The sequence below is a fragment of the Streptomyces sp. NPDC088794 genome (genome assembly GCF_044750545.1).
Lineage (GTDB): Bacteria > Actinomycetota > Actinomycetes > Streptomycetales > Streptomycetaceae > Streptomyces.
Genome location: NZ_JBIVKB010000004.1, coordinates 311748 through 336663, shown reverse-complemented (window position 1 = coordinate 336663; position 24916 = coordinate 311748). Strand labels below are relative to the sequence as shown.

Here is a 24916-nt window from a genome sequence, read left to right as displayed (position 1 = left end):
GCTGTGCGTTGCGGGGTGCGGGTTCGTTGTGGCTGGTCGCGCAGTTCCCCGCGCCCCTGAGGCGGTTGGCCATGACCCTCGACTACAAGTGCTCTGCGTATTCGTCCAGGACCCCAAGCACCTCTGCCTCTCCCGCCGGTGGCAGCTGGACCACCACCTCCTCTATGCCCAAGTCCCCGTAATGCGCGAGCTTGCCCGCCGTCGGGTAGATCGCGTAAGGGACAACCTGAAGAGCCGCCGGGTCGCGGCCCGCGTCCGCCCACACTCCCCGCAGCACCGGCAGTGTCTCCGTCAGGCCCCGCCCCCCGATCGGCATCCAGCCGTCGGCGTACTCCGTGATGTGGGCGAAGAGCTTCGGGCCCGCCGCTCCGCCGATGAGGGTGCGGGGGCCGATGACCGGGCCGCGTGGCTTCTGGGCCGGCTTGGGGAACGCGTAGCTGGCCCGTACGCCGCCGAACTCCCCGTCGTAGGCGGTGGGTTCGGCCGACCAGAGGGCGCGCATGAGGCCCATCCGGTCCCGGCTCAGTTCCCGCCGCGTCCGCCAGGTCACGCCGTGGTCCGCGGCCTCCTCGACGTTCCAGCCGAAGCCGAGGCCGAGGGTGAAGCGGCCGCCGGAGAGGTGGTCGAGGGTGGCGATCTGCTTGGCGAGGTCGATCGGGTCGTGCTGGGCGATCAGGGTGATGCCGGTGCCGAGGTCGAGCCGTTCGGTCACCGCGGCGGCCTGGGCGAGGGCGACGAAGGGGTCGAGGGTGCGGCCGTACTCGGGCGGCAGCTCGCCGCCCATCGGGTACGGAGTCGTCCGCTCGACCGGGATGTGCGTGTGCTCGGGCAGGTACAGGCCGGCGAACCCGCGCTGCTCCAGCTCACGAGCGAGCCGGGTCGGGGCGATCGTCTCGTCGGTGAGGAAGATCGTTACGGCGATGCGCATTCCCCATCTGTACCGGCCGCGCCCTCAGATGTCCATACCGACCGGTCGGCCTCATCCATGCCGGTGACGAAGACCACTCCGGGATCTACGGTGGACGCGTGACCCTCGACCGGGAACAGGAAACGAGGACCTTCAGCGGCACCCTTCCCCCAGGGGCGCCGGACTATGTCTACGTTCCCTTCGAAGTCCCCGACGGCGTCCGGGAGTTGTGGGTCTCGTACTCCTACGACCGGCCGTCCGTACCGCCCGGCACCCTCGGCAACGCCCTCGACATCGGCCTCTTCGACGAGCGCGGCACCGAGGTGGGCGGGGCGGGCTTCCGGGGGTGGTCGGGCGGGGCCCGGAGCGAGTTCTTCGTGCGGGCGGACGCCGCGACGCCCGGCTATCTGCCGGGGCCCGTGCGGGCCGGTACGTGGCATGTCGCGCTGGGGCCGTACACGGTCGCGCCGCAGGGGCTGTCGTACGAGGTCGTGGTCACGTTCACGTACGGGGAGCCCGGGGACGCGGCGCCGGAGCCGGCGTATCCGCCCGGTCGGGTCGTCGGCCGGGGTCCCGGCTGGTACCGGGGCGACTGTCACCTCCACTCCTGGTACTCCGACGGGCGCCGGACCCCGGCCGAGATCGCGGCGCGGGCGCGGGCGGCCGGGCTGGACTTCATCACGTCGACCGACCACAACACGCCTTCCGCGCACGCCCATTGGGCCGCCGAGGCGGGCGAGGACCTGTTGATCCTGCTCGGCGAGGAGGTGACGACCAGGAACGGGCACGTGCTCGCCCTCGGGATCGAGCCCGGCACCTGGGTCGACTGGCGGTACCGGGCCCGCGACGGCCGCTGGGAGGAGTTCGCCCGGCGGATCCGCGACGCCGGCGGGCTCGTCGTGCCGGCCCATCCGCACGCCCCCTGCATCGGCTGCGGCTGGAAGTTCGGGTTCGGGGAGGCGGACGCCGTCGAGGTGTGGAACGGGCCCTGGACGCCGGACGACGAGGCGGCGCTGGCGGAGTGGGACGGCGGGCTCGTCGCGTCCGTGCGCGACCGCGAGGAGGGGCGGGGCTGGCTGCCGGCCATGGGCAACAGTGACGCGCACCGCGATCCGGACGTGGTCGGGCTGCCGCAGACGGTCGTCCACGCCGAGGAGCTGACCCGGGAGGCGCTCCTGGAGGGGCTGCGGGCGGGGAGGTCGTACGTCGCCGAGTCGCGGTCCGTGTCCCTGGACTTCACCGCGTCCGCCGACAGGCAGGTCTCGGGCATCGGCGAGCGGCTGGAGACCGACCCCGACACCCCGGTCACCGTGCGCCTGACGGCCGAGGGCGCCCCGCGCTGCACGGTCCGCCTCGTGACCGACCAGGGCGTGCTGTTCACCAGCGACCCACTGCCGGTCTCCGGCTCCGGCACGGTGGAGTGGCGCACGACCGCCGGGTACGCGACCTACGTACGGGCCGAACTACGGCACGAGACGGTGGTCGGGCCACTGCCCGGGGTGATGGCGGCGTTCACGAACCCGGTGTTCCTGGGTCGTCGCTGACCGACTGGAGGTCGGCGACGACCGCCGCGTGGTCGGAGGGCCAGACGCCGTCGACCGGGCCGTGGCCGGTCCGCCGTACGTCCCGCACGGTGCCGATTCCGTCGGGGCCTGCCGGGCCGCCCACCAGGACGTAGTCGATACGGGTGCTGGGGCCGAGGCCCGGGTGGACGTACGGGTTCGCGTGGTCCCAGGTGGTCGACGGCGTCGACGGGTCGGCGTACTCCCAGGCGTCGAAGAACACCTGCCTCGGTACGACGGGCGCTGTCCTCGTCCCGGCGAAGCGGCGGACCTCGTCCGAGTCCGGCGCGGCGTTGAAGTCGCCGGTGACGACCGGTGGGAAGTCGGTGCCGGAGCGGTGCGCGGCGACGAACTCGGCGAGGGCGGTGACCTGGCGGCCGCGCAGGGCGGAGAGGTGGAGCTGGGAGGTGAGGTGGACGGTGAAGAAGGGCACCTGGTGGCCGGGGGCGTCCACGCGCGCGTACAGGGCGAGTCGGCCGTCGTCGGACTCCTCGGGGGCCGGCAGTCGGAGCACGTCCTGTTCGACGACGGGCCAGCGGCTCAGTACCGCGTTGCCGACCTCGACGCCCGGCCGGCCGATCCGGCGCTGCCAGCGGTCGGAGGCGGGTGAGGGGGCCCAGGTCCAGTGCAGACCGAGTTCGCCGGCCAGCCACCCGGCGAGGTTCTCGCCGTCGGCGGCCCACACCTCCTGCAACCCGACGACATCCGCGTCGGTCTCCCGCAGCACGGCCAGGATCGCCTTCTGCCGCTCCGCCCAGGGGCCGAACCGCCACCACAGGTTCCAGGTCATCACACGCATCGCCGACACCCCTTCACCTGCCTGCAGCGGACGCTGGGACCATTGAAGCCGCTGCCACCGGCGCCCGCCGGGAATCGGACGACAAAAGAGACGACACGAGACAGGAGTCTCAGCGGCCATGTCCAGCAACGCCGAGAACAAGTACCGGAAGGCGCGCTCCTTCCAACGCCTCCTCAACCCGGTCATGTGCCGCCTGCCCCTCCAGACGGTCCTGGAGACCACGGGCCGCACCTCCGGCCTGCCCCGCCCGACCCCCGTGGGCGGCCGCCGCATCGGCGACACCTTCTGGCTGGTCTCCGAGTTCGGCGAACGCTCCCACTACATCCGCAACATCAAGGCCGACCCGAGGGTGCGGGTGCGGATCCGGGGACGGTGGCACACCGGCACGGCCCACCTCATGCCGGAGGACGACACGACGGCCCGCCTGCGCACACTGCCGCGGATGAACAGCAGGTCGGTACGGGCCATCGGGGCGGGGTTGCTGACCGTGCGGGTGGATCTGGAGGGGTGAACACCTCTTCTCTCGCCTCTTCCTCTCGCCTCTTCTCCAGCCCCTTCTCTCACCCCGGCCAGACGATCGCCTGTACCTCGCTGTACGCGTGCAGTGCGTACGAGCCGACGTCCCGGCCCACCCCGCTTCTCTTGAAGCCGCCGAAGGGGGCCTCCATGTTGCGGCCGACGGTGTTGATGCCGACGCCGCCGGCGCGGAGGCGGCGGGCTACCCGGAAGGCCTTGGCGACGTCGGCGGACCAGACGTAGTCGATGAGGCCGTAGTCGGAGTCGTTGGCGAGGGCGATGCCTTCCTCCTCGTCGTCGAAGGGGATGACGACGACCACGGGGCCGAAGATCTCCTCGCGGGCGACCCGCATGTCGTTGCTGCATTCGGCGAGGAGGGTCGGGGTGACGTAGAAGCCGCGGTCCAGGGGCGGGCGTTCGCCTCCCGCCATCACCACCGCGCCCTCCTTGCGGCCCAGTTCGACGTACGACTCGACGCGGTCGCGGTGGGCGGCCGAGATCACCGGGCCGACGACCGTGTCGGGTTCCTGGGGGTTGCCTACCTTCAATCGGCCCGCGTACAGGGCCAGTTGCTCCACCAAGCGGCCGTACACGCCCCGTTGGGCCAGCACGCGCGTCGGTGCCGTGCAGATCTGGCCGCTGTAGAAGGAGAAGGTCGTGCCGATGCCGGCCACCGCCGAGCCGATGTCCGCGTCGTCCAGGACGACCGCCGCGCCCTTGCCGCCCAGCTCCATCAGCTGGCGTTTCATGTCCCGGCCGCACGCCTCGGCGATCCGCTGCCCGACCGCCGTGGAGCCGGTGAAGCTGACCATGTCGACGTCGGGTGAGGAGACGGCCGCCTCGCCGACCCCGACCGAGCCGCCGGAGACGACGTTCACCACGCCCGGCGGCGCACCGGCCGCCTCCAGCGCCTCCGCCATCCGGTAGACGGAGAGCGGATCCTGCGGGGCCGGCTTCACGACCACCGTGTTGCCCATGGCGAGGGCCGGCGCGACCTTGCCCGCCGGGTTGGCCCACGGGTTGTTGTACGAGGTGATGCACGTGACGACCCCGACCGGCTGGCGTACGGCGAGCGCGCCCATGACGCCGGCCTTCCCCATCGGCCCGGCCTCGTTGATCTGCGGCGCGATCGCCCACTCGGCGCTCTCCACGCGCGCGTACCGCCGGAAGCGGGCGACGCCCACCCCGACCTGCATCGCGCGCGCCGTGCCCGTCGTGGCGCCGGTCTCGGCCCGGGCCAGCTCGGCGTACGGCACGAACCGGCTCGCGATGATGTCCGCCGCCCGCCCCAGCACCGCCGCCCGTTCCTGGGGCGAGGTGCTCGACCACGGCCCGAAGGCCTCGCGGGCCGCGGCGCAGGCCGCGTGCACCTGATCCCGCGAGGCCTCCGGCGCCCAGCCGACGGTCTCCTCGGTCGCCGGGTCGACGACCTCGTAGTGCCCGCCGTCCGGCTCCACCCAGGCGCCGCCGACGAACAGCCGCTGCCCCTCGGTCACTTGGCCCGGCCGAGTCGCCTCGCTCACCTGGTGCTCACCGTCCTGGTGTCCCGCCCCGACCGCAGCACCTTCCCCGGCACCGACCCGCTCACCACGTCGTCCCGGATCGCCTCGACCCCGTTGACCCACACGGCCCGTATCCCGATCGCCTTGGCGTCCAGGCGCGGGCTGTCACCCGGCAGGTCGTGCACCAGGGTGGCCTTGCCGGCGTCGATCCGCTCCGGGTCGAAGAGCACCAGGTCCGCATGGAAGCCCTCCGCCACCCGCCCGCGCTCCCGCAGCCCGAACAGCCGCGCCGGATCGTCGGTCAGCATCTTCACCGCCTGTTCCAGACCCACCAGCTTCCGTCCGCGCAGGCAGTCGCCGATGAACCGCGTGGTGTACGGCGCCCCGCACATCCGGTCCAGATGCGCGCCCGCGTCGGAGCCGCCGAGCATGACGTCCTCGTGCTGCCAGGTCTCGGCGCGCAGCGTCCAGGACGCCGGGTCGTTGTCGGTCGGCATGGGCCACAGGACCGTACGCAACTCGTCGGCGGCGCAGATCTCGACCAGGGTGTGGAAGGGGTCCTGCCCGCGTTCCGCCGCGATGTCCTCGACGACCCGCCCGGTCAGCCCCTCGTTCGCCTCGCTGTAGGTGTCGCCGATGACGTACCGCGCGAAGTTCGCGAGCCGCCGGAAGACGCCCGCCTCCTTGGACTCGGCGCGCCGCAGCATCTCCGCCCGCACGTCCGCGTCCCGCAGCCGCTCGATCCGTTCCGGCACGGGGAGGCCCAGGATCGGGCCCCAGCCGGGTATCAGGTTCAGCGCGCAGAACGTGCCCAGGGACATGTTCATCGGCGTGAGGATCGGCATGGTCAGCGCGACCACCCGCCCCCCGGCCTTCCGCGCCCGCTCGCTCGCGAACAACTGCCGGGGCACCCGCTCGGGCACGGACGCGTCGATGGTCAGCACGTTCCAGTTCAGGGGCCGCCCGGCCGCCGCGCTCATCTCCGCGAACAACTCGATCTCGGCATCGCTGAACTGATCGAGACACCCGGCCACGATCGCCTCGATCTGCGTCCCCTCGTGCTCTCCGACGGCCTTGGAGAGCGCGATCAGTTCGGCGGGCTTCGCGTGCCGCGAGGCGACCGGCTGTCCGTCCCCGTCGGAGTGCGTGGAGGACTGGGTGGTGGAGAATCCCCAGGCCCCGGCCTCCATGGCCTCGTGCAACAGCCGTACGATCTCGGCCAGTTGCTCCTCACTGGGCTGCCCGCCGACGGCATCCGGCCCCATCACGTGCCGGCGCAGCGCGCAATGCCCCACCATGAAACCGGCGTTGACGGCGATCCGCCCCTCAAGGGCATCGAGGTACTCCCCGAAGGAACTCCAACTCCAGGGCGCCCCCTCCTCCAACGCCACCAGCGACATCCCCTCGACCTTGGACATCATCCGCCGGGTGTAGTCGGCGTCGGCGGGCCGGGAGGGATTGAGAGGGGCGAGAGTGAACCCACAGTTCCCGGCGGCGACCGTGGTCACGCCGTGATTGAGGGAGGGAGTGGCATACGGGTCCCAGAAGAGCTGGGCGTCGTAGTGGGTATGGGGATCGACGAACCCGGGCGCGAGAACGAGCCCGGAGGCGTCCTCGGAGGTCCGGGACTCCTCGGTGACAGCGCCGACGACGGCGATCCGACCGTCTCGTATGCCGACGTCGGCGGTACGGGCGGGCGCACCCGTGCCGTCCACGACAGTGGCACCTTTGATGACGTGATCGAGCATGGAACGGATCCCCCCTACACGGACTGACGGAACCGCGACGTCCGATGAATCGGATCCGTGTCGATCTTCGGAATCACGTGCTCCCCGATCAACCGGATCGTCCGCAACGTCTCCTCCTTCGGCACCCCCACCGGCAACCCGAAGCTCAACTGGTCCGCCCCGGCCTGCTCCCACCGCTTGCACTGCGTGAGCACCTCGTCGGGGTCGCCGCAGATCAGCAACTCCTCCTCGATCAGCAGCTCCACGAACTCCGCGTTGTACTCGGGCAGGGTCTCCGGCCACACCGGGAACCCCTCGGGACGAGGGAACGTGTCGTGGTAGCGGAACACCAGCGAGGGCAGATAGTGCAGCCCGCCGTTCACCGCGACCTCGATCGCCTCGGCATGCGTCGGCGCGCAGATCGCCGTCGTCGTCACCATGACGTTGTCGTTGACGAAGTCACCGATCGGCTCCGCGTTCACGACCGCCGTCTTGTACTGCTCCAGCACCCACTCCATGTCGGAGACCTTCTGGATGCTGAAGCCGAGCACGCCGAGCCCCTTGCGCGCGGCCATGGCGTACGACGGAGGGGAGCCCGCCGCGTACCACATCGCCGGGTGCGACTTCCCGTACGGCTTCGGCAGGATCTTCCGCGGCGGCAGCTGCCAGTGCTTGCCCTGGAAGCCGACGTACTCGTCCTGGAGCCACATCTTGGGGAACTCGGCGATCGTCTCCTCCCAGATCTCCTTGGTGTAGTTCATGTCGGTGATGCCGGGGAGGAAGCCGAGGATCTCGTGCGAGCCGGCCCCGCGGCCCGAGCCGAACTCGAAGCGGTTGCCGGTGAGATGGTCGAGCATGGCGACCTTCTCGGCCACCTTCACCGGGTGGTTGACCTGGGCCAGCGGGTTGAAGATGCCCGAGCCGAGGTGGATGCGGTCGGTCGCATGGGCGAGGTAGCCGAGGAAGACGTCGTTGGCGGAGAGGTGCGAGTACTCCTCCAGGAAGTGGTGCTCGGACGCCCAGGCGTACTTGAAGCCGGACTTGTCCGCCTGGATGACGTACTCGGTCTCCTCCATCAGCGCCTTGTGCTCGGCGAGCGGGTCGGTCTCGGCGCGCTTGCCCACATATCCCTGTACAAAGAGCCCGAATTCCAAGGAGGTTCACCGTCCCCGGTTCTGGTGTCCACGGTTTCTGACGATCCGTCAGCTCAGTTGGCCCGACTGTTGCACCACGCGCATGGAGGGTCAATACCTGACGTGGAGTCAGATGACGGAGACCCCGGCGAGCCAGCCCCCGTCGATCACGAAGGGCTGCCCGGTGATGTAGGAGGAGTCGTCGGAGGTGAGGAAGAGGGCGAGTCGGGCCACTTCCTCCGGGCGCCCGATCCGGCCGAGCGGCACGAGCTTGCGGTACAGGTCGTCAAGGGCCCTCGACATCCCCTCCACGTCCGCGCCCGGGTCCAGTTGGGCCGGGTTGGACATCGCGGTGTCGATCGCGCCGGGGCACATGGCGTTGACCCGGATGTGCCGGTCCGCGAGTTCGAGGGCGGCGACGCGGGTGAGTCCGAGGATGGCGTGCTTGGTGGCGGCGTACGTGCCGACGGCCGCCATGCCCGTCACCGCCGTGTACGAGGCCGTGTTGACGATCGTGCCGCCGTCCTCCATCGCCGGCGCCACGGTCTTGATGCCGAGGAAGCAGCCGACCTGGTTCACTCGCACGACCTGCATGAACTCGTCCAGGGGCGTGTCGACGAGGGAGTTGAAGCGCAGGATCCCGGCGTTGTTGATCAGTCCGTCGATCCGCCCGTGAGCCTCCTTGACCGCGGCCACCGCGGCGCCCCAGCCCTCCTCCTCGCCGACGTCGAGATGGACGTACAGCGCGCCCAGCTCCTCGGCCAGCGCCTTGCCCTGCTCGTCCAGCACGTCCGCCACGACCACGCTCGCGCCCTCGGCCGCGAACAGCCGCGCCTCCTGCTCCCCCTGCCCGCGCGCCGCCCCGGTGACGAGGACGACGCGTCCGTCGAGCTTGCCCATGGCGCACTCCTTCGCATCGGTGGATACCGGCATCGTAGCGCCGGATCTGACGGAGCGTCAGACAGTCGTCCGACCATTGCACAAGCACACATCAAGTGACCTACGGGTAGGGATATTTGACCCTGGCCATACCTCTGCTCGGCTCCAACAATGCCGGGTATGGCACAGCGGAGATTGCGCAACAGGAAAGTCAGGTATGTGGCGATCGGCGCGGCGCTCGCCACCGGCGGGGCGGTCGTCGCCCTGCTTCCGTCGGCGAACGCGGCCGAGGAGAAGACGGCGGACCAGATCATGACCATGTGTGAGCGGTCCGCGGTGGTGAATGGCGAGCAACGGTCGGTGGAGGATTTCGGCGGCGCGTTCGCGGACGGTTTCCAGGCCGACAACTGCGATTTCGTCGAGACGAATTTCGAGACCTTCGACGGGCCCACCGAGAAGGCCTCCATCGACTTCCCGAACTGCGAGCCGAACGCCACCGAACCGGCCAAGGTGTCCGTCACCTGGTCGTCGACCGTGGCGCAGGGACAGGGCACGTACGTCTCCACCCAACAGGGCGCCGCGGGTGGCCTCTTCGGATTCCTGAGCGGGTCCTGGACCAAGCACAAGGGCACCCTGGACATGACCGTGAAGTCGGCGACGGCCGGGGACACGGAAGCGCGGGACGTACCGGTCGGGAAGGTGCTCCACATGGAGTTCACGCCGAAGGTGCAGCGCATGACCGGCGAGTGGCGGGTGCGGATCGACGCCGACCCCGGCAGCTTCGCGGTGAACCCCTCCCCCGAACAGAACTTCGTCGCGCCGGACGTGGTCGAGGGACCCGTCGTCCTGCCCGGCGCCGCCGGCGCCCCAGGTGTCGTGGACGGCACCTCCAAGGCGGTCCTGGAGGACTGCTGAGCCTCCGGCCGGTCGTCAAGCAACCGCAGCTCACCCCCACTTCACCCTTACTGGAGACACCCATGACCCGGACCGGCCGCACCAGAAGCCACCGGAGCAGGAAGAAGCGCATCACCCTCGCCCTGGCGCCCGTGGCGGCGCTGGCGGTGATCGTCCCGCTGATGAACCAGGCGAGTGCCGCCACCCCGTCCGAGGTGGCGGCCGACTGCTCCTCGGACTCCGACAGGCTGGCCGACTGCCAGTTCGTCGATGTCCAGTTCAAGGCGAACAGCCTCGGACCCAACGAACGCGTCTCCCCGGTGACCGACAACTGCGGTTCCACGAGCACGGCCACGAAGACCTTCAATGTGAGCACCTCGGTGACCAGGACGCTTCAGGTGGAGGAGGGAACCGTCACCGAGGCCGGTACGAAACTCGGCAGTTCGCTCTTCGAGGTCGGCCTGGAATACAGCACGTCGACCATCAACATCACGCGTGACGACAAGACGACCACCCTGGCCTTCAGCCGGACGGACACCGTGCAGGCGGACAGCACCGCCTTCTTCATGTGGTCCGCCAAGCGCACCGATGTCAGCGGATTCCTGCGGGCCACGTACAAGGAGGCGCAGGACGGGCAGACGGTGTTCTTCTCACCGAGCGAGGGCGCCGCGACCGTGCACGTCTTCTATCCGCAGATCCTGAACAACGGAACGCCCGACGGGCGCCTTTGGCTGCGGAACGTGAAATGCGGAACCGCCGCGGCCGAAGCGGTCCCGAACTCGACGAAGGCCGTCCGGTCAGAGCCCGGATTCGGCCAGGGCGGCGCCGATGTCACCGACGTGGAAATACCGCTGACGGAGATCCCGGCCCCCTGACCGCCACCGGCATCGGTTCTCAGGTGCGAAGCACGGGCGTGGTCCCCAGCCAGCGCAGGACCGCGTCCGTGCCGCTGCGGGCGTCCAACTTGGCATAGATGTTGCTGAGGTTGTTGCGGACCGTCTTCTCGCTGAGCCGCAGGCGCAGGCCGATCTGCCGGGCGCCCAGGCCGGTCGACAGCAGCTCCATGATCTGCTGCTCGCGCGGCGAGAGCAGGCCGCGCAGCCGCTGCATCGCGCCGTCGGTCGCGGCCATCCGGCGGGCACCCTCCCGCAGGGCGGCGGACGCGGACGGCGAGAGGTAGGTGTGCCCGACGGAGGCTGCCATGGCCGCCGAGGACAGCACCTGGTCGCAGTAGTCGCCCTCGACCAGATAGCCCGCCCCGCTGCGGAACACCTCGACCACCGTCCCGGTGTCCTGACGCGGGCTGATGACGACCACCGGAACGCCCCGGGCGCCGAGGTGCGCCAGCAGTCCCGGGAAGGTCTCCGCCGGATCCTCGCAGCGCAGCAGGACGACGTCCGCCGTGGTCTCGCGCAGCCCGCGGTAGGGCGGGAGAACGCGCAGCAGACTGCCGACGAACGCGTCGTCCGGGGCCGGCCAGTCGTCGTAGGGCCAGCTGTCCCCCGTGGAGGCCAGTACGACGGAGAGCCGCTGGAGGGATCGCACTTCGGGGGTCCTTCCGCCGGAGCCATCACGTCCGTACGTCCGTACATACGCGGCTCGGCGTGACCATGTTCAAACAGGGGGTGATCAGAGCAGGGGCGCCACCTCGGTGCCGAACGCGGTGATCTGGTCGGTGAGTTCGGCGCGGTCGCGGCAGCGGAAGCGGACCTGGATCTGGTGCGCGCCCATCGCCCGGTACGCCCGCAGGGACTCGGCGAGGGCGTCCGGCGGGCCGGTGAGGGTGCGGCGGCCGACGTCCCAGCCGGCGGTGCCGACGTAGAGCGGCTCGGTGATCGCGCCGTTCGTGAACGGGCCCTCGATGCCCGCCCGTTCGCGCAGTTCGCGAATGCGGGCGAACTGGGCGGGGAGGCGGTCGCGCGGGTCGCCCTGGGGCAGCCAGCCGTCGCCCTTGAGCGCGGCGCGGCGGACGGCGGCGGGTGAGGAGCCGCCGACCCAGAGGGGGACGCGCGGCTGGGCGGGGCGGGGGCGCTGGCCCAGGCCCTCGAAGTCGTAGAGCTTGCCGTGGTGTTCGGGGAACTCGTCCGGGCCGAGCGCCTCGCGCAGGGCGTCCACGCACTCGTCCAGGACCGGGCCGCGCCGGTCGAAGTCGACGCCCAGTGCCTCGAACTCCTCCCGTACGTGCCCGGCGCCGACCCCGAGGATCAGCCGGCCGCCGCTGAGGTGGTCGAGGGTGGCGTACTGCTTCGCGGTTGCGAGGGGGTGGCGCAGGCCGACCACCGCCACGTGGCTGAGCAGGCGGACGCGTTCGGTCACTCCGGCCAGGAAGGAGAGGGTGGCCACGGGGTCGTACCAGGTCGTGCCCATCGCGGCGGCCAGGCGGCGCGGGACGCCGACGTGGTCGCAGCCCGCGATGTAGCCGAAGCCGGCCCGGTCGGCGGCGCGGGCGATCTCGACCAGGTCGGTCACGCCGGCCGCGGCCTCCCACGGCTCGGCGTAGATCGTGCTCTGGGACTGGACCGGGAGCTGGATGCCGTACGAGGGGGCGGTCACCGCCACAGTCCCTCGGGGGTCAGGCCGAGCAGGTCGATGGCGTTGCCGCGCACGATCCGTTCCACCACGTCCGGGGCCAGGTGGCCCATCTGGGCCTCGCCGACCTCGCGGGACTTGGGCCAGGTGGAATCGGAGTGGGGGTAGTCGGTCTCGTACAGGACGTTGGCGACGCCGATGGAGTCGAGGTTCTTCAGGCCGAAGGCGTCGTCGAAGAAGCAGCCGTAGACGTGCTCGGCGAACAGCTCGGACGGCGGGCGGTGGACCTTGTCGGCGACCCCGCCCCAGGCGCGGTTCTCCTCCCAGACCACGTCGGCGCGCTCCAGGATGTACGGGATCCAGCCGATCTGGCCCTCCGCGTACATGACCTTGAGGTTCGGGAAGCGCTCGAACTTGCCGCTCATCAGCCAGTCGACCATCGAGAAGCAGCAGTTGGCGAAGGTGATCGTCGAACCGACCGCGGGCGGCGCGTCCTTGGAGGTGGAGGGCATCCGGCTGCTGGAGCCGATGTGCATGGAGACGACCGTGCCGGTCTCGTCGCAGGCGGCGAGGAAGGGGTCCCAGTCGTCGGTGTGGATGGACGGCAGGCCCAGGTGCGGGGGTATCTCGGAGAACGCGACGGCCCGCACGCCCCGGGCCGCGTTGCGGCGGACCTCGGCCGCGGCCAACTCCGGGTCCCACAGCGGGATCAGGGTGAGCGGGATGAGGCGGCCCCGGGCGGCGGGGCCGCACCACTCCTCCACCATCCAGTCGTTGTAGGCCTGGACGCAGAGCAGGCCCAGTTCGCGGTCGGTGGCCTCGGTGAAGGTCTGGCCGCAGAAGCGCGGGAAGGTCGGGAAGCAGACGGCGGACTGGACGTGGTTGACGTCCATGTCGGCCAGGCGCTGCGGGACGTCGAAGGAGCCGGGGCGCATCTGCTCGTAGGTGATGACTTCGAGTTTGATCTCGTCCCTGCTGTAGCCGACGGCGGTGTCGAGGCGGGTCAGGGGGCGGTGCAGGTCCTCGTAGACCCACCAGTCGCCGATGGGGCCGTCGTCCCCCGGCTCGCCCATGACGGGGGCGAACCGGCCGCCGAGGAAGGTCATTTCCTTCAGCGGGGCGCGGACTATGCGGGGTCCGGTGTCGAGGTACTTCTTCGGGAGGCGGTCCTGCCAGACGTCCGCGGGCTCCACGGTGTGGTCGTCCACGGAGATGATCAGGGGGAACTCGGCCTGGGCGGTGTCGTGGGTGTCCATGGCGGCCACGGTAGCGCCGATCTGACGGGTCGTCAGCTAGGTGGATGACGGCTTCTTGGCGGCTTCTCGGCCCGCCGCTCCGCGCAGATGTATGCACAGAGCGTGTGAGGGCTTTGTGATATCCCGCGCGGCCGGCTGTGACCGTGCCCTCCACAGCTGACGCATCCGCCATGAACAAGGCAAACTGACGGGGTTGAAGACAGGCTCTAGGGGGACGGCCATGGACGTACCGCGAGTACCGCGAGTACCGGAGCAGCGGCGCCGCGATGTCGCGGACCCGGAGGCGCTGGGCTTCGGTGTGCTCGGCCCGGTGCGCGCCCGGCGCGGCGCGGAGCAGCTGAGCACCGGCTCCCCGCAGCAACGCGCCCTGCTGGCGGCCCTGTTGCTGCGCGAGGGCCGGATGGCGACCGCGGCCGAGCTGATCGACGCCCTGTGGGGCGAGGAGCCGCCGTCGCAGGCGCTGGCCGCGCTGCGCACGTACGCCTCCCGGCTGCGGAAGGTGCTGGGCGCCGGGGTCCTGGTCAGCGAGTCCGGCGGCTACGCGGTGCGCGGACTCGACGAGGGCGCGCTGGACCTCGCGGTGGCACAGGAGTTGGCGGCCGAGGCGGAGAAGGCGAAGAACGCCGGTGACCTGTGCCATGCTCGGGAGGTGCTGGGCCGGGCGCTGGCGCTGTGGGACGGGGAGGCGCTGGCGGGGGTGCCGGGGCCGTACGCGGAGGCGCAGCGGGTCCGGTTGGAGGAGTGGCGGCTGCAACTGACCGAGACCCGGCTGGACATGGATCTGGAGCAGGGCTGCCACGCGGAGGCAGTCTCGGAGTTGACCGCGCTGACCGCGGCGCATCCGCTGCGGGAGCGGCTGCGCGAGCTGCTGATGCTGGCCCTGTACCGCAGCGGCCGGCAGGCGGAGGCCCTCGCGGTGTACGCGGACACCCGCCGCCTGCTGGCCGAGGAACTCGGCGTCGACCCGCGCCCCGGCCTGCGCGAGCTCCAGCACCGGATCCTCCAGGCCGACCCGGGGCTCGCCGAGCCCTCGGCGCCGCAGCCGGAGCCCGCCACGGCATCGGTCCGCCCCGCGCAACTCCCCGCCACGGTCCCGGACTTCACCGGCCGCTCGGCCTTCGTCGCCGAACTCGGCCAGGTCCTCGCCTCGGCGGAGGGCCGGGTGATGGCGGTGTCGGCGCTCGCGGGCATCGGCGGTGTCGGCAAGACGACCCTCGCCGTGCACGTGGCCCACGAGGCACGGGCCGCCTTCCCGGACGGGCAGCTCTACGTCGACCTCCAGGGCGCGGGGCCGCGGCCCGCCGAACCGGAGACCGTACTCGGGTCCTTCCTGCGCGCCCTGGGCACGGCCGACTCGGCGATACCGGCCACCCTGGAGGAGCGCTCGGCGCTGTACCGGTCCGTCCTGGACGGGCGCCGGGTGCTGGTGCTGCTGGACAACGCGCGGGACGCGGCGCAGGTACGTCCGCTGCTGCCGGGGACCGCGGGCTGCGCGGCGCTGGTCACGGCCCGGGTGCGGATGGTCGATCTCGCCGGGGCCCATCTCGTCGACCTGGACGTGATGTCCCCTGACGAGGCGCTGTCCCTGTTCACGAAGATCGTGGGCGAGGAGCGGGTGGCCGCGGAGCGGGAGGCGGCCCTGGACGTGGTCGCGGCCTGCGGGTTCCTGCCGCTGGCGCTGCGCATCGCCGCCTCCCGGCTGGCGGCGCGCCGGACCTGGACGGTGTCGGTGCTGGCGGCGAAGCTGGCGGACGAGCGGCGCCGGCTCGACGAACTCCAGGCCGGTGACCTGGCGGTGAAGGCGACCTTCGAACTCGGCTACGGCCAGCTGGAGCCGGCCCAGGCCCGCGCCTTCCGCCTGCTGGGCCTGGCCGACGGCCCGGACATCTCGCTGGCCGCCGCCGCGGCCGTACTGGATCTCCCGGTGGAGGCGACGGAGGACCTGCTGGAGTCCCTCGTCGACACCTCCCTGGTGGAGTCGGCGGCGCCCGGCCGCTACCGCTACCACGACCTCGTACGGCTCTACGCGCGTTCTTGCGCGGAACGGGACGAGTTGCCGCCCGCGGAGCGGGAGGCGGCCATGTCCCGGCTGCTGGACTTCTATCTCGCGACCGCCGCGGGCGTCTACGCGATCGAACGGCCCGGCGACCGCCTGGTGCACCATCTGGAGCGGACCGCCTATCCGGGGCTCACCTTCGACTCCGCCCGCGCCGCGCAGGACTGGCTCTACTCCGAGGCCAACTGCCTGATGGCCTGCGTACGGCAGTCCGCCCACGACCGGAGTCTGCGGCGGGCCGTCGACCTCCTGTGGGCCACCAAGGACCTGGCCGAGTCGGGCGCCAACGCCCGCGTGTACGAACTGGCCGCGCTGACCGTCCGGGACGCCGCCCACGAGGTCGGCAACGCCCACGCGGAGGGCCGCGCCCGCACGGTGCTGACGACCGTCCACCTGATCGCGGGCCGCTTCAAGGAGGCCGACGAGGAGGCCCAGCACGCCATGGCCCTGGCGGCCGACGCGAACGACCCGCTGCCGAGCTGCTGGGCCCCCAACGACCGGGGCATCATCGCCCTCTACGAGAACCGGCACGCCGACGGCGAGCGCTATCTGCAGCTGGCCATCGACAACTTCCGGGCGGACGGCAGCGATGTCGGCGAGGCCAGCGCGCTGTGCAACCTCTCCCGGATCCGGCTCGCCATGGGCCGTACCGCGAGCGCCATCGAACTCGCCCAGCAGGGCATCGACATCTACGACCGGATGGGCCTCACCCTGCGCCTGGCCAACGGCCGTTACGCCCTAGGCATCGCGCTGACCGAGGCCATGCGCCTGCCCGAGGCGCTCCACCAGCTCACCGAGGCACTGGCGTTGTTCCACGAGCACCGCCAGCCGCTCTGGGAGGGCGTCACCCACTTCCGGATCGCCGAGATGCACCTCGCGGCCCAGCAGCCCACCCTCGCCGCGAGCCACGCGGAACAGGCGATCGCGCTGCGCGGGATCGGCGGCGAGTGGCGGCGCGGGACGGTCCTCACCGTCCTGGGCAGGGCCCTGGCGCGGCTCGGCCAGTCCGACCGCGCACAGGCCTGCTGGCGGGAAGCCCTCACCATCTACGAGCAGTTGGGCTCGGCCGAGGCCGTCGAGGTCCGGGCGCTGCTGGCGTCGAAGGCCGCCGCATAGCGCGTTCATCGTTCGTTTATCGGCGCGCGCCAGTCTTGCCTCAGTCGATCCGTCGCGTCGGGGGGCAGACGGATCTCGATGAGGGCGCCCCATTAGGGTGAACGGCCCGCGACGGCCCGTCCGACAGCCCCCGGGGGAGCAGTCGGACGGGCCGCTCAGATTTCGTGCACCGTCTCGCAGGAGTTGATGATCATGACCCAGCCCGAGCAGAACGACGACGTCGTCAAGCCACTCGACAACCACGCCTCCCTGGTGGAGGAGAACCTCATCACGGCCGCGAAGGACAAGGCGCCGCAGGCCACGACCCAGACCCCGGGTCAGGTGACCACGCTGGACAACCACGCCTCCGGCGAGGAAGCCCGTCTCCTGGACAACCACGCCTCGGACGAGACCGTCTGACCCGGTACACGCGACGTCCCGACGGGGGACCCGGCCGCGGCGGCACCGAGGGGGAGCCGTCGCGGCCGAGGCATGTCCGGGCACCTGGCCCAAGCACCCCGCTAGCGCGCCCGCAGCTCCCTCTTGAGCACCTTCCCGCTCGCGTTCCGCGGCAGTCCGGCCACGAACTCCACCGTCCGCGGCACCTTGTAGTTCGCCATCTCCCGCCGTGCCCAGGCGATCAGGTCCTCGCCCGTGGTGACCGCGCCCGCGCGCCGCACCACGTACGCCTTGCCGACCTCGCCGAGCCGCGCGTCCGGGACGCCGATCACCGCCACGTCGGCCACATCCGCGTGCAGGCCGAGGAGTTGCTCTATCTCCGCCGGGTACGCGTTGAAGCCGCCGACGATGAACATGTCCTTGATCCGGTCGGTGATACGGAGGTTGCCGGCGCCGTCCAGGACGCCGACGTCGCCCGTGCGCAGCCAGCCGTCCGGCGTCACCGCCTCGGCGGTCGCCGCCTCGTCCTCGTAGTAGCCGCGCATGACGTTGAAGCCGCGGACCAGGATCTCGCCGGGTTCGCCGGGGGCCGCGTCCACCTTCACCTCCGTGCCGGGGATCGCGCGGCCCGAGGTCGAGGCGATCACCTCGGGCGGGTCGCCGCGGCGGCACATCGTGACGATGCCGCTCGCCTCGGACAGGCCGTAGGCGGTGAGGACGGTGCCCACGCCCAGTTCGCCGCGCAGGCGTTCCACCAGGCGCAGGGGGACCACGGCGGCGCCGGTCACCACCAGGCGCAGGGCCGGCAGGTCGTGGGAGTCGCGGGCCGGGTGGTCCAGCAGGGACTGGTGGAGGGTGGGCGGGCCCGGCAGGACCGACACCCGTTCCGCCGCGATGTTCGCCAGCACCGTGTCGATGTCGAAGACCGGCTGCGGGATCATCGTCGCGCCGCGCATGAGGCACGCGATCACCCCCGCCTTGTAGCCGAAGGTGTGGAAGAACGGGTTCACGATCAGGTAGCGGTCGCCGTGCCGCAGGCCCGCCAGCTCGCTCCAGATCTCGTAGCCCCGCAGCGTCTGCGCGTGCGTGATCACCGCGCCCTTGGGGCGGCCCGTGGTGCCGGACGTGAAGACGATGTCCGACGGCGTCGAGCCGTCCAACGCCGCGGCGCGGGCGGCGACTTCGGCCTCCGGCACCTTGTCCCCGCTCGCCAGGAAGTCCTTCCAGGAACGGAAGTCGGCCGGTGCGTCGTCGGAGAGCACCACCACCTGCTCAAGGGCCGGCAGCCCCGGCAGCGGTCCCTCCCCCGCACCCTCCCCGGCCGCCCGCCGCAGCGCCGCCACGTACGAGGTCCCCAGGAACGTGCCGGTCACGAACAGCAGCCGCGTCCCGCTGCGGCGCAGCACGTCCGTCGCCTCCGTGCCCTTGAAGCGGGTGTTGAGCGGCACCAGCACCCCGCCGGCCGAGACCGCGCCCAGCGCCGCGACCATCCAGTCCAGGGAGTTGGGCGCCCAGATGCCGACCCGGTCGCCCGGCGCCACTCCGTTCGCCACACAGGCGGCCGCCGCCCGCTCCACCCGCGCGCCCAACTCGGCGTACGAGACGCGGGTCCGCCCGTCCACCACCGCCTCGGTGTCCGCGTACCGCTCCGCCGCCGCACGGACCAGCTCCGGGATGCTGCGCCACTCCACAATCGGCCTCCCCGCACCTGAACTTCCAACGTCCGACGCATTAGCTGACTACCCGTCAGATTAGCTGTAGCCTGACGGGCTGTCAGCAGGCCTCACAAGGTGCGGAGGTGCGTGCAGCGTGACCATCAAGGACGCCACGGCGATCGTCGGCATCGGCCAGACCCCGTTCGCGAAACACCTCGAGGACGACGAACGGACCCTGGCCTGCCGGGCCGTGCTCGCCGCGCTCGACGACGCCGGCATCGCCCCCGGCGAGGTGGACGCGCTCGCCTCGTACACGATGGAGGAGACCGACGAGGTCGAACTGGCCAAGGCCGTCGGCTTCGGCGACCTCACCTTCTTCAGCAAGGTCGGCTTCGGCGGCGGCGGTTCGTGCGCCACGGTCGCGCACCTCGCCGCCGCGATCGCCACCGGCCAGGCCACGGTCGGCGTCGCCTGGCGCTCCCGCAAACGCGGCAGCGGACCGCGCCCGTGGTCCAACACCACCCGCCAACTCCCCACCCCCGGCCAGTGGACCCGGCCCTTCGGCCTGCTCCGCCCCGCCGACGAGATCGCCATGCTCACCCGCCGCTACCTGCACGAGTACGGCGCCACCCGCGACCACCTCTTCAACGTCGCCCTCGCCTGCCGCAACCGCGCCAACCAGAACCCGGCCGCGATCATGTACGAGCGCCCCCTCACCCGCGATATGTACATGACCTCCCGCTGGATCAGCGAGCCCCTCTGCCTCTTCGACAACTGCCTTGAGACGGACGGCGCGTTGGCCTGCGTGGTAGTCAGCGCCGACCGCGCCCGCGACTGCCGCCGGCGGCCCGTCCACATCCACTCCGCCGCCCAGGGCCTGCCCGCCCAGCACCACGGCATGGTCAACTACTGGAACGACGACCCGCTCACCGGGCCCGCCTGGAGCGCCGCCCGACACCTGTGGAAACACGCCGACTTCACGCCCCAGGACGTCGATGTGGCCCAGATCTACGACGCGTTCAGCGCCCTGGTCCCGCTCTCCCTCGAGGGCTACGGCTTCTGCGGGCGCGGCGAGGGCGGCGCGTTCACCGAGCAGGGCGCCCTGGAGATCGGCGGCCGGCTGCCGATCAACACCGGCGGCGGCGGACTCAGCGAGGCGTACGTGCACGGCTTCAACCTCATCAACGAGGGCGTCAAACAGCTCCGCGGCACCAGCACCGCCCAGATCCCGGGAGCCGCGACCTGTCTCGTCACCGCCGGCGAGGGCGTCCCGACCTCCGCGCTGCTGCTCACCAACAGGAGCTGACCCATGCTGACTCCGGTCACCGACGCCGACGGCGCCCCCTTCTGGCAGTACGCGGCCCAGGGCGAACTCCGCGTCCAGACCTGCGCCGAGTGCGCCGAACCCCGCTTCCCGCCCCGCCCCTGCTGCCCGCACTGCCAGTCCTTCGCGAGCGAGTGGCGCCGGGTCTCGGGCCACGGCCGCATCTGGTCCTACGTCGTCCCCCACCCCCCGCTCCTGCCGGACTACGCCGAGCAGGCCCCGTACAACGTGATCGTCGTCGAACTCGCCGAGCATCCAAGGATCCGCCTGGTCGGCAACCTGGTCGCGGAGGCGGGGGCACGCCTTGACTCGGTGCCGCCGGAGCGGATCCGGATCGGGGCTCGGGTGCAGGTCGTCTTCGACGATTCGGGGTTGCCGCAGTGGGTTCTGGAGCGGGCATGAAGGCGGGCCGCGCGGCGGCGGAGTCGTCCGCCCGGGCGGCCGCCGCGCGCCCCGGAGGTGCCATGAACACCGTCCTGCTCGACACCGACAAGGACACCGGGATCGCCGTCGTCACCCTCGATCGGCCCGAGCGGCTCAACGCCATCGATCTGGTCATGCGGGACGAACTCCAGCAGGTCTGGGGGGAGTTGCGGTTCGACGACTCGGTGCGGGCCGTCGTGCTCACCGGCAGCGGGGAGCGGGCCTTCTGTACCGGGCTCGACCGGGACGCGGACGTCCCCCAGCCGAACTCCCCTTACATGGCGGACGATCCGCTGCTACGCGTCGGCCCCAAGGCCAACGACCTGTGGAAGCCGGTCGTCGCCGCCGTGCGGGGCATGGCCTGCGGGGGCGCGTTCTATCTGCTCGGGGAGTCGGAGTTCCTGGTCGCCGAGCCGAGCGCGAGCTTCTTCGATCCGCACACCACGTACGGCATGGTCAGCGCCTACGAGTCGGTGCTGATGGCGCAGCGGATGCCGTACGGGGAGGTCGCCCGGATGATGCTGATGGGAACCGCCGAGCGGATCGGGGCGCAGCGGGCGTACGACATCGGCCTGGTCTCCGAACTCACCGAGCCCGGTGGGGCGTTGGCGGCGGCGACGGCGTGCGCGGCCGTGCTCGCCGGGTATCCGCCCGAGGGCGTCCAGGGGACCGTGCGGGCGCTGTGGGCCGCGCGGGAGAGTGCGGTGGCCGCCGGGTTCGCGCAGGCACCGCACCTGGTGGCGCTGGGGAATCTGCCGGGGGAACGCCAGGCGGAGCTGTTCACGCAGCGGAACAGGGAGTTCCGTATCCGCTGACGCCCACCATGGATCCGCCGGCCCTCGCCATGGATCCGCCGACGTCCGCTACGACGTCCGCGCCGTCCCCGTCCCCTTCTCCGCGTCCAGCGCGTACACGCAGCGGTCCTTGCTGCACGCGTACACCACGCCGTCCTTGACCACCGGGGAGCCGGTGATCTCGCCGCCGGTGGCGAGCTTCCAGCGCAGCCGGCCGTCGTCGGCCTTGAGCGTGTAAAGGAGGTGGTCGGTGGAGCCGAAGTGGATCCGGCCCTCGGCGACCGCCGGAGCACCCACGATGTCGCCGCCCGCCTGGAACCGCCATTTGGGTGTCCCGGTGACCGCGTCCAGGGTGTAGAGGCCCTTGCCGCTGCCCACGTGGACATGGCCCGCGGCCACCAGTACCGGCTCGATGGAGGCCCGGGACTCGGTGGCGATGCGCCAGCGGTCGCGGCCGTCGGTGGCGTCGAGGGCGTAGACCGTGCCGAGGTAGTCGGCGAGGTAGACGCCACCGCCGGTGACGGCCGGGCCCGGTGCGAAGGTGGGCGCGCACAGGAAGGCCGCGGGGGCCTCGAAGTGCCACCTCACCCGGCCGGTCGCCACGTCGATGGCCAGCACGCGGGTGCCGGCGCTGGCGTACACATAGCCGTCGGGCGCGTACGTCAGCCGGACCGGGACCCCGCCGCAGGAGGCCGCGTCGCCGATCGGGTAGGACCAGCGCTCCTCGCCCGTGCGGGCGTCCAGGGCGCGCAGCCGGGCGTCCTGCCAGACGAACACCGTGCCCTCGTGGACGGCGGGCCCGGCCTCCGGGGACTCGAAGTCGCTCTGACAGCCGGTGAGCTCCCAGAGTTTCTGGCCGTTTGAGGCCTCCCAGGCCTGGACGCCACCGCCGCGGGTGCCGGTGACGACCGTGCCCCGGTCGGCCTTGAGGGAGTACACCCAGGCGTCGAGGGACAGCCGCCACAGATCGCCGCCCTCGCGGGCGTCCAGGGCGTACAGCGTGGGCCCGTCGGAGGCGTGGATGCGGCCGTCCGCGACCGCCATCGACCAGGCCACGTCCCGCGTCTTGAAGCTGCGCCGGCCGGTGGCCACGTCCAGGGCGTGCACCTCGAAAGAGGTGACGTAGACGAGCGCGTCGGAGACGGAGGGGGTGCCCCAGACGTCGTTCGACATACGGAACCGCCAGGGCCGCCAGCCGCTCGCGGTCTCCGGCGGAACGGGCGGCAGGGCGGGTACGCCCAGACCGGGGTCGGCGCCGTTGACGCCGGGGCGGGCCTTGGCCCAGGAGGCGGCCAGGGCGGTCTCGGGGCGCGGGGCCTGTACGGCGGCGGCGCGCACGTCGGAGACGCGGGGCCCGGGGCCGATGGGCACCTGGCCGCCGGCCAGCCGGACCGGGCCGGTGTCCGGGGCGCCGACGGGGGCCGGGATCACCGGGTCGTGCGGGGGCGGGGGCGGCAGGGCGCCACGTCCGCCGCTGCGGCCGCCGCCGGGCCCGCCGGGGCCCGGCTTGGCCGGCGGGCGTCCGTTGCGGCGGGCCTCGATCAGGCTGACGGCCCGCTCGGGCAGCCATGCGGAGGCGGTGCCGCTGTCGTCGGAGCCGGAGCCGAAGAGGTGCGGAGCGAGCTGGGACTGGAGGTCGGCGGGGTTGGGCCGGCCGGTGGCCTCCATCTGCATGCAGGACTCGATCAGCGGACGCAGCTCGTCCGGCATGCCCTCCAGGTCCGGGCCCTCGCGCAGCAGCATGAAGACCGTCTCGACCGGGTTGGCCCCGTGGAAGGGCGGATGCCCGGTGGCGGCGAAGACCAGCATCGAGCCGAGCGAGAAGACGTCACTCGCGCCGGTGACGCTGCGGGAGTCCTTCGCCTGCTCGGGAGACATGTAGGCGGGCGTGCCCACCGCCACGTTCGTCATCGTCAAACGCGTGTTCGACACACCGGAGGCGATACCGAAGTCGATCACCCGGGGGCCGTCCTCGACGACGAGGACGTTGGAGGGTTTCAGGTCCCGGTGCACGAGCCCGGCGCCGTGGATGGACTGCAGCGCCTCCGCGACCCCGGCCGCCAGCCAGCGCACCGCCTGGGCCGGCATGGGCCCGCACTCGTTCACTATCTCTTCGAGGGAGGGCGCGGGAACGTACGCGGTGGCCAGCCACGGCACGGCCGCGCGGGGATCGGCGTCGACCACGGCCGCCGTGTAGAAGCCGGAGACCGCCCGGGCCGCCTCCACCTCACGCGTGAAGCGGACCCGGAAGAGCTGGTCCTCGGCGAGCTCCGTACGGACCGTCTTGATCGCCACGCGCCGGCCGGACGCCGAGCGCGCGAGATAGACCAGCCCCATGCCGCCCGCACCCAGCCGTCCCAGCACCTCGAACGGACCGATCCGCCGCGGATCGTGCTGCGTCAGCTGATCCACCACTTGCCTGCCACCTCCCCGTACGGGCCGCGCCACCCACATATGTACGCGACCCCGTGCAGCGTCTCACCACCGCACCGCCCTGGCGGCACGCACCCTGATTCTTCCTGTCCGGGCCACAGGTTGCGAACCCGGGAACATATCGGGATGTCTCGCGCAAAACGGCATGATCCATCACCGATCCACCCCGGATGCCACCCCGATTCCGTCCCGATACCGCCCCGATCGACCCCCGACTACCCCTGAAGCCGCTCCAGGACCGCGAACGACGCCCCTTGATTGTCCGTGACGACCGCCACTTTTCCGTACGACGTCTCGAATGGCGGAGCCTGCACCCGCCCACCGAGACGCTGGACGACCCCGATCACGGCCGCGCAGTCCTCGACGGCGAAGTGGACCAGGAAATGCGGGGGCATCTCGGCCGGGAAGACGTCGGAGACGGCCGCACGGCCGAAGTCGGGCTTGGCGTCAGGACCGAACAGGGCGTCGTGGAAGAGACCGCCGTAGAAGTCGTTCGCGGCCTCGGTGTCCCGGGTGTACAGCTCGACCCACGCGAAGGTGCCCGGCTCGTGGCGCCGCCCGAAGCCGGGGTGCCCGGACGGCTCCCAGAGCCCGAAGACGGCCCCTTCCGGGTCCGTCACCAGCGCCGTCGTGCCCAGCTCGGCGACCGGCAGGGGCGCGGTGACGACCTGGCCGCCGGCCGCCCAGACCCGGTCCGCGAGGGCCTCCGCGTCCGGGGTGGCGAAGTACACCGTCCATACGGTGGGCATCCGCCCGTCCGTCTTGTGCGCGAGCGCGGCGACGGGCTCCCCGTCCTGGCGGGCCCACACGGACCCCCCGTACGCCTCCTCGAAGGTCCACCCGAAGAGCCCACCGTAGAACCGCTTGCCCGCCTCGACGTCGGGAAGCTGCGCGTCCATCCAGCAGGGGACGCCCTCTCCGTACGCGGATGCCCTGTTTTCGGCCATACCGCCAAGCTAACGGCGACTCACGCACCCCGCAGACCAGGCACACCCGCCTCTGAGCACCCGTGCACCCCATTTGCAGTCGGCCG

The 24916-nt window shown here is 71.6% G+C and carries 21 protein-coding genes; 9 read left to right on the top strand and 12 right to left on the bottom strand.

All coding sequences use genetic code 11. From position 1 onward, the window contains the following. Positions 1 to 82: 82 nt before the first annotated feature. The gene (locus tag ACIP6U_RS14025; RefSeq protein WP_401716242.1) at positions 83 to 928 is read right to left on the bottom strand and encodes an LLM class F420-dependent oxidoreductase; all 846 of its coding nucleotides are present in this window, start codon (positions 926 to 928) and stop codon (positions 83 to 85) included. An 83-nt stretch (positions 929 to 1011) separates the two neighbouring features. Between ACIP6U_RS14025 and ACIP6U_RS14020 the strand changes: the two genes are divergently transcribed. Then, entirely contained in the window at positions 1012 to 2451 is a 1440-nt protein-coding gene (locus tag ACIP6U_RS14020) for a CehA/McbA family metallohydrolase (RefSeq protein ID WP_401716989.1), read from the top strand. On the opposite strand, the gene ACIP6U_RS14015 is transcribed toward ACIP6U_RS14020, so the two are convergent. Beyond that, positions 2420 to 3268, bottom strand: a complete 849-nt coding sequence (locus ACIP6U_RS14015; protein ID WP_401716240.1) for an endonuclease/exonuclease/phosphatase family protein — start codon at positions 3266 to 3268, stop codon at positions 2420 to 2422. The two genes, ACIP6U_RS14020 and ACIP6U_RS14015, sit on opposite strands and share 32 nt — an antisense overlap. 118 nt (positions 3269 to 3386) lie before the next feature. Here ACIP6U_RS14015 and ACIP6U_RS14010 point away from each other — a divergent pair, with 118 nt between their 5' ends. Beyond that, positions 3387 to 3779 (top strand): nitroreductase/quinone reductase family protein, encoded by a 393-nt coding sequence (locus tag ACIP6U_RS14010; protein ID WP_401716238.1) that lies wholly within the window; start codon positions 3387 to 3389, stop codon positions 3777 to 3779. Between the two features lie 49 nt (positions 3780 to 3828). On the opposite strand, the gene ACIP6U_RS14005 is transcribed toward ACIP6U_RS14010, so the two are convergent. The 4 genes from ACIP6U_RS14005 to ACIP6U_RS13990 form a co-directional block, all read right to left on the bottom strand. Then, positions 3829 to 5307: an aldehyde dehydrogenase family protein gene (locus ACIP6U_RS14005; RefSeq protein WP_401716235.1), complete on the bottom strand. Its 1479-nt coding sequence runs from the start codon at positions 5305 to 5307 to the stop codon at positions 3829 to 3831. Further along, a complete protein-coding gene (locus tag ACIP6U_RS14000; RefSeq protein ID WP_401716233.1) occupies positions 5304 to 7034 on the bottom strand; it encodes an amidohydrolase family protein in 1731 nt (576 codons plus the stop codon). Before ACIP6U_RS14000 ends, ACIP6U_RS14005 begins: the two co-directional genes overlap by 4 nt. A 14-nt stretch (positions 7035 to 7048) precedes the next feature. Next, positions 7049 to 8167 (bottom strand): LLM class flavin-dependent oxidoreductase, encoded by a 1119-nt coding sequence (locus tag ACIP6U_RS13995; RefSeq protein ID WP_401716230.1) that lies wholly within the window; start codon positions 8165 to 8167, stop codon positions 7049 to 7051. 108 nt (positions 8168 to 8275) lie between these two features. Then, positions 8276 to 9046 (bottom strand): SDR family NAD(P)-dependent oxidoreductase, encoded by a 771-nt coding sequence (locus ACIP6U_RS13990; protein ID WP_401716227.1) that lies wholly within the window; start codon positions 9044 to 9046, stop codon positions 8276 to 8278. 159 nt (positions 9047 to 9205) lie between these two features. Between ACIP6U_RS13990 and ACIP6U_RS13985 the strand changes: the two genes are divergently transcribed. Together ACIP6U_RS13985 and ACIP6U_RS13980 are read left to right on the top strand one after the other, a co-directional pair. Next, positions 9206 to 9940, top strand: coding sequence for a hypothetical protein (locus tag ACIP6U_RS13985; protein WP_401716225.1), 735 nt, complete (start codon positions 9206 to 9208; stop codon positions 9938 to 9940). Positions 9941 to 10002: 62 nt separating this feature from the next. Further along, on the top strand, positions 10003 to 10794 hold the full coding sequence (locus tag ACIP6U_RS13980) for a hypothetical protein (RefSeq protein WP_401716222.1): 792 nt from the start codon (positions 10003 to 10005) through the stop codon (positions 10792 to 10794). 19 nt (positions 10795 to 10813) lie between these two features. Here ACIP6U_RS13980 and ACIP6U_RS13975 read toward each other — a convergent pair whose 3' ends face one another. The 3 genes from ACIP6U_RS13975 to ACIP6U_RS13965 all read right to left on the bottom strand — a co-directional run bounded on the left by ACIP6U_RS13975 (position 10814) and on the right by ACIP6U_RS13965 (position 13704). After that, positions 10814 to 11464 (bottom strand): response regulator transcription factor, encoded by a 651-nt coding sequence (locus tag ACIP6U_RS13975; RefSeq protein ID WP_401716219.1) that lies wholly within the window; start codon positions 11462 to 11464, stop codon positions 10814 to 10816. Between the two features lie 84 nt (positions 11465 to 11548). Next, positions 11549 to 12472, bottom strand: a complete 924-nt coding sequence (locus ACIP6U_RS13970) for an LLM class F420-dependent oxidoreductase (protein ID WP_401716217.1) — start codon at positions 12470 to 12472, stop codon at positions 11549 to 11551. Then, positions 12469 to 13704 carry an amidohydrolase family protein gene (locus ACIP6U_RS13965; RefSeq protein WP_401716215.1) on the bottom strand — a complete coding sequence of 412 codons (1236 nt, stop codon included), beginning with the start codon at positions 13702 to 13704 and terminating at the stop codon, positions 12469 to 12471. The genes ACIP6U_RS13970 and ACIP6U_RS13965 overlap by 4 nt, the downstream gene beginning before the upstream one ends. Before the next feature lie 220 nt (positions 13705 to 13924). Between ACIP6U_RS13965 and ACIP6U_RS13960 the strand changes: the two genes are divergently transcribed. Then, on the top strand, positions 13925 to 16876 hold the full coding sequence (locus tag ACIP6U_RS13960; RefSeq protein ID WP_401716213.1) for a BTAD domain-containing putative transcriptional regulator: 2952 nt from the start codon (positions 13925 to 13927) through the stop codon (positions 16874 to 16876). Positions 16877 to 17068: 192 nt separating this feature from the next. Next, on the top strand, positions 17069 to 17275 hold the full coding sequence (locus ACIP6U_RS13955) for a hypothetical protein (RefSeq protein ID WP_401716211.1): 207 nt from the start codon (positions 17069 to 17071) through the stop codon (positions 17273 to 17275). 101 nt (positions 17276 to 17376) lie between these two features. On the opposite strand, the gene ACIP6U_RS13950 is transcribed toward ACIP6U_RS13955, so the two are convergent. Further along, positions 17377 to 18945 (bottom strand): FadD3 family acyl-CoA ligase, encoded by a 1569-nt coding sequence (locus ACIP6U_RS13950; RefSeq protein WP_401716208.1) that lies wholly within the window; start codon positions 18943 to 18945, stop codon positions 17377 to 17379. A gap of 118 nt (positions 18946 to 19063) precedes the next feature. On the opposite strand from ACIP6U_RS13950, the gene ACIP6U_RS13945 reads away from it, so the two are divergent. The 3 genes from ACIP6U_RS13945 (at position 19064) to ACIP6U_RS13935 (ending at position 21471) form a co-directional block, all read left to right on the top strand. Further along, positions 19064 to 20215, top strand: a complete 1152-nt coding sequence (locus tag ACIP6U_RS13945) for a lipid-transfer protein (protein WP_401716206.1) — start codon at positions 19064 to 19066, stop codon at positions 20213 to 20215. 3 nt (positions 20216 to 20218) lie between these two features. Then, the gene (locus tag ACIP6U_RS13940; protein WP_401716204.1) at positions 20219 to 20635 is read left to right on the top strand and encodes a Zn-ribbon domain-containing OB-fold protein; all 417 of its coding nucleotides are present in this window, start codon (positions 20219 to 20221) and stop codon (positions 20633 to 20635) included. 62 nt (positions 20636 to 20697) lie between these two features. After that, complete coding sequence (locus ACIP6U_RS13935; RefSeq protein WP_401716986.1) at positions 20698 to 21471, top strand: enoyl-CoA hydratase/isomerase family protein; 774 nt, start codon at positions 20698 to 20700, stop codon at positions 21469 to 21471. A gap of 48 nt (positions 21472 to 21519) precedes the next feature. Here the strand turns inward: ACIP6U_RS13935 and ACIP6U_RS13930 are convergent, their stop codons facing one another. Both ACIP6U_RS13930 and ACIP6U_RS13925 read right to left on the bottom strand, forming a co-directional pair. Further along, on the bottom strand, positions 21520 to 23865 hold the full coding sequence (locus tag ACIP6U_RS13930; protein WP_401716201.1) for a PQQ-binding-like beta-propeller repeat protein: 2346 nt from the start codon (positions 23863 to 23865) through the stop codon (positions 21520 to 21522). A gap of 233 nt (positions 23866 to 24098) precedes the next feature. Beyond that, a complete protein-coding gene (locus ACIP6U_RS13925; RefSeq protein WP_401716199.1) occupies positions 24099 to 24830 on the bottom strand; it encodes a VOC family protein in 732 nt (243 codons plus the stop codon). Positions 24831 to 24916: the final 86 nt, after the last annotated feature.